The 13,097-nt window shown below is 61.1% G+C and carries 10 protein-coding genes; 3 read left to right on the top strand and 7 right to left on the bottom strand.

The annotated features are described in order from the left end of the window. The first annotated feature begins 43 nt into the window (after positions 1-43). Positions 44-973, top strand: coding sequence for an oxygen-dependent tRNA uridine(34) hydroxylase TrhO (trhO, locus tag PH551_RS07630; RefSeq protein ID WP_285192512.1), 930 nt, complete (start codon positions 44-46; stop codon positions 971-973). A gap of 25 nt (positions 974-998) precedes the next feature. Here trhO and PH551_RS07625 read toward each other — a convergent pair whose 3' ends face one another. Further along, positions 999-3,212: a bifunctional diguanylate cyclase/phosphodiesterase gene (locus PH551_RS07625; protein WP_285192511.1), complete on the bottom strand. Its 2,214-nt coding sequence runs from the start codon at positions 3,210-3,212 to the stop codon at positions 999-1,001. Between the two features lie 81 nt (positions 3,213-3,293). Beyond that, positions 3,294-4,688 (bottom strand): GH1 family beta-glucosidase, encoded by a 1,395-nt coding sequence (locus PH551_RS07620; RefSeq protein ID WP_285192510.1) that lies wholly within the window; start codon positions 4,686-4,688, stop codon positions 3,294-3,296. A gap of 269 nt (positions 4,689-4,957) precedes the next feature. Between PH551_RS07620 and PH551_RS07615 the strand changes: the two genes are divergently transcribed. Continuing rightward, the gene (locus PH551_RS07615) at positions 4,958-5,359 is read left to right on the top strand and encodes a DoxX family protein (RefSeq protein WP_097597199.1); all 402 of its coding nucleotides are present in this window, start codon (positions 4,958-4,960) and stop codon (positions 5,357-5,359) included. A gap of 73 nt (positions 5,360-5,432) precedes the next feature. Here PH551_RS07615 and PH551_RS07610 read toward each other — a convergent pair whose 3' ends face one another. The 5 genes from PH551_RS07610 to PH551_RS07590 form a co-directional block, all read right to left on the bottom strand. Then, entirely contained in the window at positions 5,433-6,620 is a 1,188-nt protein-coding gene (locus tag PH551_RS07610) for a Gfo/Idh/MocA family protein (RefSeq protein ID WP_097597198.1), read from the bottom strand. A gap of 195 nt (positions 6,621-6,815) precedes the next feature. Next, complete coding sequence (locus PH551_RS07605) at positions 6,816-7,868, bottom strand: sugar phosphate isomerase/epimerase family protein (RefSeq protein WP_285192509.1); 1,053 nt, start codon at positions 7,866-7,868, stop codon at positions 6,816-6,818. A gap of 248 nt (positions 7,869-8,116) precedes the next feature. After that, positions 8,117-9,064 (bottom strand): substrate-binding domain-containing protein, encoded by a 948-nt coding sequence (locus PH551_RS07600; RefSeq protein ID WP_183698640.1) that lies wholly within the window; start codon positions 9,062-9,064, stop codon positions 8,117-8,119. Between the two features lie 86 nt (positions 9,065-9,150). After that, complete coding sequence (locus PH551_RS07595; RefSeq protein ID WP_085860497.1) at positions 9,151-10,155, bottom strand: ABC transporter permease; 1,005 nt, start codon at positions 10,153-10,155, stop codon at positions 9,151-9,153. 75 nt (positions 10,156-10,230) lie between these two features. Further along, entirely contained in the window at positions 10,231-11,757 is a 1,527-nt protein-coding gene (locus PH551_RS07590) for a sugar ABC transporter ATP-binding protein (RefSeq protein WP_097597196.1), read from the bottom strand. 256 nt (positions 11,758-12,013) lie between these two features. Between PH551_RS07590 and PH551_RS07585 the strand changes: the two genes are divergently transcribed. Next, positions 12,014-13,045, top strand: a complete 1,032-nt coding sequence (locus PH551_RS07585; RefSeq protein WP_285192508.1) for a LacI family DNA-binding transcriptional regulator — start codon at positions 12,014-12,016, stop codon at positions 13,043-13,045. Positions 13,046-13,097 lie beyond the last annotated feature (52 nt).

Here is a 13,097-nt window from a genome sequence, read left to right as displayed (position 1 = left end):
GAAGGCAATTGCGCGAACGGTCAATTTTCTGTATTTCCCGCCCATGACCGACAGCCTGACACACACCGGCCCGTTCCTGGTAGCGGCGCTCTACCACTTCGTATCCGTACCGCGCTTTGCCACCTTGCAGGCCCCGCTGCAGGCGCTGTGCGAGGAAAACGACATCAAGGGAACGCTGCTTCTGGCGCATGAGGGCATCAACGGTACGATCGCGGGACCGGATGCCGGCATTCACGCCGTGCTCGCCTTCCTGCGTGCCCAGCCGGAATTTGCGAGCCTGGAGCACAAGGAAAGCCGCGCCTCGAAAATGCCCTTCCTGCGCATGAAGGTGAAGCTGAAGAAGGAAATCGTCACCATGGGCGTCGAGAACATCGACCCCAATAAGACTGTCGGTACTTATGTGGCGCCCAGGGACTGGAACGCGCTGATCTCCGATCCCGATACGATCGTCATCGACACCCGCAACGACTATGAGACGGCAATCGGTACCTTTCGCGGCGCGCTCGACCCCAAGACCAAGACATTCCGCGAATTTCCTGATTGGGTGCGCCGGAATACGGGGCTGCACAACAAGCCGAAGGTCGCCATGTATTGCACCGGCGGCATACGCTGCGAGAAGGCCACGGCCTTCATGAAGGCCGAGGGTTTCGACGAGGTCTATCATCTAAAGGGCGGCATTCTGAAATATCTGGAGGAAGTGCCGCAGGAAGAAAGCCTCTGGGAGGGCGCCTGTTTCGTCTTTGATGAGCGTGTATCGGTCGAATACGGCCTGAAGGAAGGCGAGCACCGGCTGTGCCACGCCTGCCGCAACCCGATCACTTCAGAGGAAATTGCCTCGCCGCTTTATGAGGAAGGCGTTTCCTGCAGCCACTGTTATCACACGAGGACAGAGGAAGACCGGCTGCGCTACCGTCAGCGGCAGCATCAGATCGCGCTGGCGAAAAAACGCGGCCAACGGCATATCGGCAGCTGATGAGTTCGCCCCGGTGAGCTCGCCGTCAGGCCGCGCCGAGGCGGCGCCGGGTTGATTGCTCCGCAGTACGAAGCTCGTTCAGCATCTCGGTAATTCGCTCGGCCGCCAGAGGCTTTCCGAACAAATAGCCCTGCAGACAGTCGCAGCCGAACAAGCGCATGGCAACCGCCTGTCCCTCTGTCTCGATGCCTTCCGCCGTCACCGGGATATCGAGCGAGCGGGCGAGCGCCACCGTTGCCTGCAGCATTTCGCGCTGGCGCTTGTCCTCGTTGATGCCCATGACCAGCGAGCGGTCGATCTTGATGCGGTCGAAGCCGAACTGTCTGAGATAGCCGATCGAAGAGAAGCCGGAACCGAAGTCATCGAGCGCCACTTTAACCCCCAGCCCCTTCAGCCGTTCAATCGACTGGCGAGTGCGCTGCGGATTCTGGATCATATAACCTTCGGTGATCTCGAGCGTGATGCGGCTGGCCTCGATCTCCGTCTGCTTCAACACGTAGCGCACATAATCGGTGAAGGCGGGATTGCGGAACTGGCCGGGCGAGACATTGACCGAGACGTTCAGTTCCGGCCACTGCTTGGCCGTTTCGCAGGCCTTGCGCAGCACGAACAGGCCGAGCGATTCAATGAGGCCGCTGGTCTCGGCGATCGGAATGAACAGCTCGGGCGAAACCGGGCCGTGGCCCGGACGGTTCCAGCGCACCAGCGCCTCGACGCCGGTCAGCGCATGCGTCCCCGCATCGACCAGCGGCTGATAGGCAAGCGTCAGGTCACCGCTTTCAATGGCGATTCTGAGATCGAGCTCCAGCGCATTGCGCTGCTGCCGGTCTGCATCCATCGACGGATCGTAAAGCGTCATGCGCGCACGGCCCGCCTCCTTCGCCTTGTACATGGCAAGGTCGGAACGGCGCACCAGTTCCTCGCGATCGATTGCACCGGCAGGCGACATGGCGATGCCGATGCTGGCGCCAACGACGACAACACGGCGACCGATCTCCAGCGGCTCGACGAGAAAATCAAGGATCTGCTCGGCAAGCTGGAGGGCGGCAGCGTTCTCGGCATCGGAGAGAAAGGCGATCGCAAATTCATCCCCGCCGATGCGGGCGAGAACTGCGCCTTGCGGGATCAATACTTTAAGGCCGGCCGCGACCGCGCGGATCAACTGGTCGCCGGTGCCGTGTCCATAGCTGTCATTGACTTCCTTGAAACCGTCGAGGTCGAGATAGAGGAGCAGCACGTTGCGTTTGCTCTGGCGCGCTTCGAGGACAAAACGATCGACGGCGAGCCCGAGGCCGTCGCGATTGGAAAGGCCGCTCAGCCTGTCGCGCAGCGCCTCTTCGCGCGCGCTGTTTTCCTCCGCCTTCAGGCGTCGGCCGGCCAACCAGCCGATGGCCAGCAGGACCACGAAGAAGAGCCCAACGAGACCGAGTGCCTGGATGACCATCGGCCGCACCTGCGCGTAGGCGATATTGCCGGGTGAGCGAGAATTCCAGACGAGCTTGCCGATCGTTGCCCCCAACGGATCGGCGATAGGTACGAGATATTCGGCCGCGAAATTCGGCGGCGCCAGCCTCAGTCCGGCGATCACATAGGTCTGCCCGAGCCCGGCCACCCTGTCGTCATCGAGATGGCGGGCGAAAATAAGATAACGGTGCTGCCCGGCGGGCGCATCAAGCGCGCCGGATTTCTTCCGCACCAATGCCACGCCGACAGCGGCAATGCCGCGTTTGCTGGTGATGAAACCGACCGCCTGGGGCGTCTCGGCCGTGCCGGCCGCCTTGACCACGTCGAACAGTTTCCACAGCGAGGGCGCGAAGAAATCCGCGGGCGGCTCCTCCATCGGCTTGCCATCGCGATAGGCCATGATCGAGTTCTTCGCATCATCGACAAGGATCGCCATGTCGAAAAGCGAGCTGTTGACCGACATCTCGCCGTAGTTGCTGACCGTCCACGCCATGCCATCGGACGCATAGACGTTGGCAGCGGCATCATCCCAAGCGGCATAATCGTCGAGCGTCGCGGCGAGCTGATCCTCGAAGGTCTTCAACGCGCCGATCGTCGTTTCGCGTGAGCGCTCGTCGTCAAGGACATTGGCGTTCTCAGCGACGCGTTCGAGTGCCGTCAACACCATGATGGTGGCGACCGCGACGATGACAGCAAAGGAGAACAGCACGCCCGTGACGGTGATGTGACGGCCTATGGCCGATCCCCTGCCCTGCAATTTTGCGAGTATTTGCATTCCGGCTCCCTGACCAGCGGAGTTTGCCAGTCAAGGGTTCAGAAACGTTTAAGCAACTGCCTGTTGCAGCTTTCCGCCGGTCTATTTTTTCAGTTTGTTCTGCTGAGCCGGCATGTGATTGCCTTTCGGAAATTCTGCCGCAAGTGCGCTATACCATTTGCCGCTCTTCTTCACCGTGCGGACCTGCGTTTGGTAATCGACATGGACGAGGCCAAAGCGCATACGGTAGCCTTCGGCCCATTCGAAATTATCCATCAGGCTCCAGGCGAAATAGCCGCGCATGGGGTAACCGTCCTTGATGAGGTCGGCCACGACGTCGAGATGATCGCCGAGATAATCGAGACGCATCTTATCGTCGACCTCGCCATCGACAACACCAGTATTGTCGCAGGCGCCGTTTTCGGTGATGTAGCATTCCGGCAGGTCATAGCGGCGATAAAGGTTCTCGACTAGGAGCTTCAACCCCGGCGCATAGATTTCCCAGCCGATATCGGTCTTGATGTCGCTTCTCGGCGGCGCTTTCACCGTCCAGGGGAAATCACCTTTTCGTTCGGCATCGTCGACGACGCGCTCGGGCGTGTAGTAATTCAGACCCCACCAATCGAGCTTCTGGCTGATGAGCTTCAGATCGCCGTCTTCGATGACGGGCATGCGGTCACCGAGCGCCTCGACGAATTCCTTCGGATATTCGCCTTTGAAGACGGGATCGAAGAAGGCGCCGTTGTGGAACTGATGCGCGCGTTCGGCGGCGGCAAGATCGGCCGGGCTGTCGGAGCCCGGGATGATCGAGGCGGCGTTGAGCACAAGTCCGACCGGCACATTGGGAGCTTCCGAACGGATTGCCTCGACGCCGAGTCCGTGGGCAAGATTCATGTAATGCATGGCGTGAAGGGCAGCCTGCATATTGCGCTCACCCGGAGCATGGATACCGTAGAGGTGGCTCAGCCAGACGATGCACCAGGGCTCGTTAAAGGTGGCAACGGAATCGAGGCGGTCGCCGAGGCGGCTCATGACAGTCTTGGCGTAACGCTGAAAGGCATAGGCAGTCGAGCGCGCCGTCCAACCGCCATCGCCCGCGAGCAGCAGGGGCAGGTCCCAATGGTAGAGCGTCGCGAAGGTCTTGATCCCGCGCGCCTTGCAGCCGTCGACCAGCCGATCGTAGAAGTCGAGGCCCGCCTCGTTCACCGGACCCGTGCCCTCCGGGATGATACGCGGCCAGGCAATGGAGAAGCGATAGGCTTCGACACCCATCTCCTTGATGAGATCGAGGTCCTGCTCCAGGCGGTTATAGTGGTCGCAGGCAACGTCGCCGTTGTCGCGATTGTAGACGCGGCCGGGCATGTTGCAGAAAGCATCCCAGATGGACGGCTTGCGGCCATCGGCCTTACCGGCGCCCTCGATCTGGAAGGCGGCGGTGGCAACACCGAAGGTGAAATCACCGGGAAAGCGGCTTGCAAGCGTCTTCGCATCGATCATCTGTAAATCCTGTCTCTCAGCATCTGAATTGACCGTGGGGCTCGGATTTAGCCAAGCCGGCAAGCAAAGTACAGGCCCGGCAGCAGAAAAACTGCAACGTTACAGTATAGGCTACCGAGCGGCGGAGACCGCGCAAGCCAGCCGCTTCGACTTGCCGCGTTTTTCGCCTCCGATTGCTCTCATAACGCGAATGTCAGCAGTCGTGACTTGCTGCCGAGCCCATGATCACTACACAGCGAAAGGCATCGCCAAACATGAAAGGAAACCCAATGCTCTCTTCAATCCATCTGCTGCAGCCGCATCTGCTGAGCCTGCTGCGCATCGTCTCGTCGCTTGTGCTTTTCAGCTATGGAACGCAGAAGATCTTGCATTTTCCGGCCGCGGCAAGCGTGCCGCCGATGGGCTCGCTCTCCTGGATTGCCGGACTCATCGAACTCATCCTCGGCTTCCTCGTCCTAGTGGGATTCCAGACCCGCATCGCAGCCTTCGTGCTCTCGGGGCTGATGGCATTCGCCTATTTTATCGGCCATGCGGGCAAAAGCTTTTATCCCGCCCAGAACGGCGGCGTCGCTGCAATCCTGTTCTGCTTCGTGTTTCTCTATCTGGTGGCGGCAGGCGCCGGCCCGCTCAGCGTCGATAACCTGCTGAAGCGTGGCCGCGCTGCTGCCTAATGACCATAAGCAAAACGCCGAGGCGACCTGAGCCCACCTCGGCATTTTCCTCGAGCCACGCCGATCGGTAAACTCAGACCTTGACCCATGCGCCGTTTTTCTTCGAAGAGGCAACGCAGGCTTCGACGAAAGCCACGCCCTTCACGCCGTCATCGACGGTGGGGTAGACCACAGCCTTGTCGACAGCCTTGCCCTTCTTGCGGGCGTTGATCGCATGTGCGGCTTCCGTATAGATCGTCGCGAATGCCTCAAGGTAACCTTCCGGATGCCCCGACGGCACCCGCGAGACACGACCGGCCGCCGCTCCGGCGCCGGCGCCGCCGCGGGTGATCAGCCGCTTCGGCTCGCCGAACGGCGTGTACCATAGATAGTTCGGGTCCTTCTGGGTCCATTCCAGCCCGCCCTTGGTTCCGTAGACGCGAACCATAAGGCCGTTTTCATGGCCGGGCGCCACCTGGCTGCACCAGAGCATGCCCTTGGCCGGCTTTTCCGCGCCCTTCGCCTTGAAACGCAGCATGACATGAGCATTGTCATCAAGCCGGCGGCCGGGAACAAAGCTGTCGAGATCGGCAGCCAGGCTGTCGAGTTCCAGGCCAGTTATGAACGAAGCGAGATTATAGGCATGCGTGCCGATATCGCCTGTGGACCCGCCGACGCCGGACTGGGCCGGATCGGTGCGCCAAGCCGCCTGCTTTTGGCCGGTCTGTTCGACCGCTTCCGTCAGCCAGTCCTGCGGATATTCGGCCTGGACCACTCTGATATCGCCGAGCTCACCGTTCGCGACCATCTCGCGCGCCTGACGGACCATCGGATACCCGGTGTAGTTGTGCGTCAGCACGAAGAGCGCGCCGCTCTCGTCGGCCACCTTCTTCAGCTTCTTCGCGTCCGCAAGGTTCGATGTCAGCGGCTTGTCGCAGATAACATGGATGCCGCGTTTCAGGAATTCCTTGGCCGCGTCGTAATGCACATGGTTCGGCGTGACGATCGCGACCGCCTCGATACCGTTCTTCAGCTTCGCCTCGCGGATCGCCATTTCGCGGTAGCTGGAATAGGTCCGCGACGGGTCGAGTCCAAGGTCGCGGCCGGACTGAACCGCCTTCTCAGGCGTCGACGACAATGCGCCGGCGATGAGATCGTACTGATCGTCGATGCGGGCTGCGATGCGGTGCACCGCACCGATGAACGCGCCCGCGCCGCCGCCCACCATCCCCAGCCGGATGCGCGGCTCGCGTGTCTGTTCCGATGATGCTTCGATTGCCATTCTTGTCCTCCTGAAATTTAACCTGGCGCGGATGCGCGCCCCTCATCCGGCTGCCGCCACCTTCTCCCCGCTCGCGGGGAGAAGGTGATATGCCGCGGTGTTTACGCCCACCTCGACGGCCGGTGCGGCAAGTCCCCTCTCCCCGTCAGAACGGGAGAGGGTTAGGGTGAGGGGCAGCCTCACGGCACGTCTTCTTTAAAGCCCGAGCATCCGCCGATTGGCCGCCTGGTCCGTGCCGCCGGCCGCGAAATCGTCGAAGGCCTTTTCCGTGACGCGGATGATATGTGCGGCCACGAATTCGGCCCCCTCCCGGGCGCCGTCCTCCGGATGTTTCAGCGCACACTCCCATTCGACCACAGCCCAGCCGTCGAAATTATTGGCCGTCATCTTCGAGAAGACCGCACCGAAATCGACCTGACCGTCGCCGAGCGAGCGGAAGCGGCCGGCGCGTTCCACCCAGCCTTGGTAACCGCCATAGACGCCCTGGCGCCCGGTCGGATTGAACTCCGCATCCTTGACGTGGAACATCTTGATGCGGTCCTTGTAGATGTCGATGTTCTCGAGATAGTCGAGGCATTGCAGGATGTAGTGCGAGGGATCGTAGAGCATGTTGGCGCGCGGATGGTTCTTCACCCGCTCCAGGAACATCTCGAAGGTGATGCCGTCATGCAGGTCCTCGCCCGGATGGATCTCGTAGCAGACGTCGATGCCGTTCTCATCGGCATGGTTGAGAATCGGCGTCCAGCGGCGGGCAAGCTCGTCGAAGGCCGTCTCCACCAGACCGGCGGGACGCTGCGGCCAGGGATAGATGAAGGGCCAGGCGAGCGCGCCGGAGAAGGTCGCATGCGCCTTGAGGCCGAGGTTTTTCGATGCCGTCAGCGCCATCTTGACCTGCTCGACCGCCCATTCCTGGCGGGCTTTCGGATTGCCGCGCACCTCGGGGGCCGCAAAGCCGTCAAATGCTTCGTCATAGGCGGGATGAACGGCAACCAGTTGGCCTTGCAGATGGGTCGAGAGCTCAGTGATTTCGATGCCGTTTTCGCGGGCCTTGCCGGCGAACTCGTCGCAATAATCCTTGGAGGTTGCTGCCTTTTTCAGATCGATCAGCTGGCTCGCCCAGGTCGGAACCTGAACGCCCTTGTAACCGATGTCGGCCGCCCATTTGGTGATCGCGTCCCAGGAATTGAAAGGCGCGGTATTGCCCGCGAACTGGCCAAGAAAAAGGCCGGGACCCTTGATCGTCTTCATGTCAGATTCCTCCCTGAATATCGACCGTAAACGTTTCTGAAGAACTTGTAGCACGCATTTCGGCGGGAGCAAGGTGCCTCCTCGCACTTGCCGCCGGATTGGCGCGAGGCCAGATGCGGTATGGCTGCGACCTAATCATGATGGGCTGTGGCGGGCAAGAGGTACGTGCAGCATTTTCGCCGTCCGCCGGGTGAGGGCATAAAAATGCGCCCATCCTTGCGAATGGGCGCGCCTGCCTGATCAAGTGATCAGAACGGAGAATCCGGGAAGTAGAAGTTCTTGGCATTCTCCTTGGTGACGAGCGTCGCGTCGAGGATGTAGTTGCCGTGAACCGGGACCTGGTCGTAGAGTGCCGCCGCCGTCAACTCCATTGCCGTGCCGACCATTGCCGGGGGATAGAGAACGTCGACCGGGATCAGCTTGTCGCCGTCCATGACCTTCTTGACCATGTCCTTGGAGCCGGCGCCGGCGACGACATATTGAATGTCGGTGCGCTTGGCCTGCTCGATCGCCTGCAGAACGCCAACGGCCATATCGTCGTCCTGGCACCAGACGACGTCGATCTTCGGGTACTTCGTCAGGTAGTCCTGCATCACCTTGAAGGCGTCGTCGCGGTTCCAGTTGCCGTACTGGCGGTCGAGAACCTTGACCTTGGAGCCGGCGATACCCTTGTCGAAGCCGTCCTGGCGCTGCTGGTCGATCGGGATCGGCAGACCGCGGATGACGACGACTTCGGCTTCCGGCGTCTTTTCGGCAATATATTTGCCGGCGACTTCACCGAGGGCAGGGTTGTTGCCGGCGACGTAAAGATCACGCACGGAATTGTCGTTATTCGACGGCGCGCGGTCGACAAGTGCTACGAACTTGCCCTTGTCCTTGACCTCCTTGATGGCGTTGACGAGCGGATCCGGATCCGACGGCAGGATGACGAGCGCATCGATGCCTTGCGTATCGAGGTCCTGCACAGCGTTTGCCTGCGTGGCGGCATCCGGCGAGGTCTTGACGATGACGTTCAGGCCCGGATGTTCCGACATCAGCTTCTTGGCAATACGCTCGGCATGGAACACGACGCCGGAGGTCCAGCCGTGATCGGCGGCCGGAATGGACACACCGATCGTGTAGTTCTTGTCCTGGGCGTAGGCTGCGCCGGCAAAAGCCACCCCCGCAACCGCCAGACCCAACATGAGCTTGCGCATGCTATTTCCTCCCAAAAATATCAGGGACTTGTCCAATCCGAGCCGGGTGCCCTGTCAAGCCCGGCCAATCCGAGAAGTTCTTTGTCTTAGGATTTGCGAACCAGCGACCGCTGCACCAGCATGGCGATGATGATGATTGCACCCTGGATCGCGCCGATGAGATACTCGCTGATGAAGTTCGACAGCAGCATGATGTTGCCGACGAGTTCGAGAATGAAGGCGCCGCAGATGGTCCCCCAGACCCGGCCGGCGCCACCCTTGAGCGCCGTGCCGCCGACGACGACGGCGGTGATGGCCTGCAACTCCCACAGGATGCCGGTCGTTGCCGAGGTGGATCCGAGACGCGGCACATAGAGCAGCACGGCAATCGCCACACAGAGGCCCTGGATGACGAAGGCAATGGTGCGCACGCGGTTGACCGCTATGCCCGAATAGCGCGCGACGTCGCTGTTCGAACCGACAGCCACGACATGGCGGCCGTAACGGGTGCGATAGAGGATGAAGGCTGCAATCGCGGTGACGACGAGGATCACCACGATCGGCACGGGAATACCGAGAATATTGCCGAAATAGGCCGGACGGTAGAGCGTCTGGATTTCACTTGAGCGCAAGGTGATCGCGCCGCCCTGCGACAGCCAGGTGGTCAAGCCGCGATAAATGCCCATTGTGCCGAGTGTGGCGATGAAAGGCTCGATCTTGCCGACGGTGGTGATGAGGCCGTTTGCGAGGCCGCAAAGAGCCCCGGCAATCACCGTAAAGACCACGGCGGCCGTCAGCATCAGCACCGGATCGGCAATGACGCCCGAATTGATCAGCAGGATCATCAGGCTGGCAACGAAGGCGACCATCGAGCCGACGGAAAGGTCGAGATCTCCGGCCGAGATCACGAAGGTGGCGCCGACCGCGATGATGGCGATGAAAGCGCAGCGTGTTGCGACGTTGGCAAGATTGGTGATGCCAATGAAATTCGGGTTGACCAGTGCGCCGACAATCAGGAGCAAGGCCAAGGCGGCAAACGGTGCAACCGCGCGCAGATCAACGTCACGCCAGGACCTGCGCCGGATCGCCCTGGTCTCCTCGTTAATACTCATGTCCAAAACCAACCTCCCGTCCCAGTTCGTCTGGGCATCCTCTATTGTCCGCGTCGGCGAAGTCTCGCTCCGGCCTCACGCAGCCACCTTCTTTTTGAGCCCGGCGGCGTAACGCATGATCTCCTGCTCGGAAATCTCGTCGCCCTCGAGCACGCCGACAATCCGTCCTTCGCGCATGACGGCCACTCTTGTGCAGAGCCCGATGACTTCGGGCATTTCCGACGAAACGACGATGATTGACCGGCCGTCGCGGGCGAGCGCCGAAATGAAATGATAGATCTGCTGCTTGGTGCCGACATCGATGCCGCGCGTCGGTTCGTCGATGATGATGATGTCGGGATCGGTCTCCATGACCTTGGCGAGCAGCAGCTTCTGCTGGTTTCCGCCCGACATTCGGCCGGCGACGATATTGGTGTCGCGAACCCTGATGTCGAAGCGGCGCTTGGCTTTCGCCAGTGCGGCCGCCTCGCTGCTCGGGCTGAGATAGCCGTGGCGCGAATGTCTTCCGAGCGATTGCAGCGTCAGATTGGTCGCCATGCCGGAGCGTAACAGCAGACCCTTCGACTTGCGGTCCTTGGTCATATAGGCAAGACCGCAGCGATTGGCCGCGTGCACGTCGCCGGAGGGGACCGCTTGCCCCTTGATGACCACCTCGCCCTCGAGGCGGGGCCGCAGTCCGGCAATCGCCTCCATCAGTTCGGTACGGCCGGAGCCGATCAGGCCGGAAAAACCGATGATCTCGCCCTTGCGTACTTCGAAGCTCGCATCCCTGACATAACCGGTGGACACCGAAGCGACGCTGAGGACGATCTCCTCGTCGACATCAGGCTCGACCTTGGCCGGATAGAGGCTGGAAAGTTCGCGGCCGACCATCAACTGCGCGATCGATTCTCCGTCCAGGATTGATGTCGGCGACGTCTTGATCCATTGACCGTCGCGCAGCACTGTCACCCGATCGGTCAGCTCCATTACCTCGTCGAGCTTGTGGGACACGAAGACGAAGCTCGTACCCTGGTCGCGGAGCTTGCGGACTTGCTTGAAAAGCATATTGGTCTCTTCCCGCGACAACACGGCGGTCGGCTCATCCATGAAGACGACGCGCGCATCGCGGCTGATCGCCTTGGCGATCTCGACCATTTGCTTGTCGGCGATGGAAAGCGTGCTGATCAAGGCATTCTCATCGACATGCGAACCGAGCACGTCGAGAACCTTGCGGGTCTCGGCGCGCATATATTTGCGGTCGAGCACGCCGAGACGCGTGACCTCGCGACCGAGGAAAAGGCTCTCCGTCACGGTCAGATGGTCGGCGAGGTTGAATTCCTGGTGAATGATGACGATGCCGAGCGCTTCCGCAGCGCCATTGGGCGGCAGCACCACAGGCTTGCCGTCGAGCAGGATCTCGCCCGAACTCGGCTGCTCGAAACCCGACAGCACCTTGACAAGCGTGGATTTGCCGGCGCCGTTTTCGCCCATGAGCGCATGGATTTCACCGGCGCGGAGATCGAAGTTGACGCTGAAGAGGACCTGCACGCCGCTGAAGGATTTGCATATGCGCCTGGCGGACAGCACCACGGGTGCAGTGTCGGCGATCTCCACGGTCATTATGCCCTCCCCTAGAGCGCCGCACCCCGGCAACGCTCCATTTGAACTAGCGCACATTTTCCGTCTGAAAACCGCCTTAGGCCTCAAACAGGCACGCGCATGCGGCTCCCATCCGCTTCGAGCCTTATGTAAACCTTTACATCTACCATGTAAAGGTTTACATCGTGGATTAACACAGATCAGTTGACGCTTGCCTTTGACCTCTCGACAAGTCTGTGTAGTGTCGCGGCGAAGACAGCCTTAAGGCAGAGCCCCAGTGTCGAATTCCACGCCCGCAACAATCGAAGATGTCGCCCGGATCGCCGAGGTCTCCATCGCGACGGTCTCGCGGGCGATCCACACGCCGGAAAAAGTCGCCAACTCGACGCGGCTCAAGGTCAATCAGGCGATCGCCATCACCGGTTATACGACCAATGCCATGGCCCGCAGCCTGAGACTCGGCCGCTCCAACATGATCCTCGTGGTGGCGCCCGATATCGGCGATCCCAATTTTTCCAATATTCTCGTCGGACTGGAGAACGAGGCCCGGGCCCACGGCTACGGCGTCCTGATCGGCCACACCCAGAACGATGCCCAGCGCGGTCTGGAATATCTGAAATTCTTCAACTCGAACCAGGCGGCCGGGCTCATCCTCTTCACTGGCATCCTGCCCTTCGGTCATCAGACCATGACGGCGCGGCTGCCGCCGAGCGTCGGGGTTTTCGAACCGGTCTTCAACGGCGGCATTCCCTATGTTGGCGTTGACGATACCGAGGGCGCTCGGAAAGCCGTCGACCTGCTGCTGGCCGAAGGGCATCGCAAGATCGCCTTCATCGGCGATTCCCGCACCCGGCTCGCCTATACCAGGCGCCGTATGGGTTATGATGCCGGTCTCGAAGCTGCTGGCGTCCCGCCCGACTTGAGGATCGTGCTCGAAGGCGACGGCACGATCGAAAGCGGACGGCATGCGGTCGAGCAGCTTTTCATGCGCGACACGCTTCCCACAGCCTTCATGTGCGTGAACGACCAGACGGCGATCGGCGTCATGATCGGGCTCGGCGCGCGAGGCTATGATATTCCGCGGGATTTCTCGGTGACCGGCTTCGATGACGTGCCGCAGGCCGTCTTCATATCCCCGTCGCTGACGACGATCCGCCAGCCGAGGACGGCGATCGGCAAGCAGGCGATGGCGCTGCTGCTGGAGCTTTTGTCCGATGGCCGGCCGGCCGAGACGGAAATCCTGCTGAGGCCGGATCTGGTGGTGAGAAACTCCGTCTCCGCGCCCTCACGCAACTGGTTGAAGCGCTGAACGGAGATAGAATAGCCGACCACAAAAAGCGCCGGCGACCGATGGCCGCCGG

The organism is Rhizobium atlanticum (assembly GCF_030182485.1).
Classification (GTDB): Bacteria; Pseudomonadota; Alphaproteobacteria; order Rhizobiales; family Rhizobiaceae; genus Rhizobium.
Note: the sequence above shows the minus strand (reverse complement) of the source record. Positions and strands in the feature narration are given on the sequence as shown.

Excerpts from the sequence above, each read along its gene's own strand:
- PH551_RS07600 (WP_183698640.1), bottom strand. The coding sequence starts at position 9,064 with ATGCGCAAGCTCATGTTGGGTCTGGCGGTTGCGGGGGTGGCTTTTGCC.
- PH551_RS07625 (WP_285192511.1), bottom strand. The coding sequence starts at position 3,212 with ATGCAAATACTCGCAAAATTGCAGGGCAGGGGATCGGCCATAGGCCGT.
- PH551_RS07615 (WP_097597199.1), top strand. The coding sequence starts at position 4,958 with ATGCTCTCTTCAATCCATCTGCTGCAGCCGCATCTGCTGAGCCTGCTG.
- PH551_RS07610 (WP_097597198.1), bottom strand. The coding sequence starts at position 6,620 with ATGGCAATCGAAGCATCATCGGAACAGACACGCGAGCCGCGCATCCGG.
- PH551_RS07620 (WP_285192510.1), bottom strand. The coding sequence starts at position 4,688 with ATGATCGATGCGAAGACGCTTGCAAGCCGCTTTCCCGGTGATTTCACC.
- PH551_RS07605 (WP_285192509.1), bottom strand. The coding sequence starts at position 7,868 with ATGAAGACGATCAAGGGTCCCGGCCTTTTTCTTGGCCAGTTCGCGGGC.
- PH551_RS07595 (WP_085860497.1), bottom strand. The coding sequence starts at position 10,155 with ATGAGTATTAACGAGGAGACCAGGGCGATCCGGCGCAGGTCCTGGCGT.
- trhO (WP_285192512.1), top strand. The coding sequence starts at position 44 with ATGACCGACAGCCTGACACACACCGGCCCGTTCCTGGTAGCGGCGCTC.
- PH551_RS07590 (WP_097597196.1), bottom strand. The coding sequence starts at position 11,757 with ATGACCGTGGAGATCGCCGACACTGCACCCGTGGTGCTGTCCGCCAGG.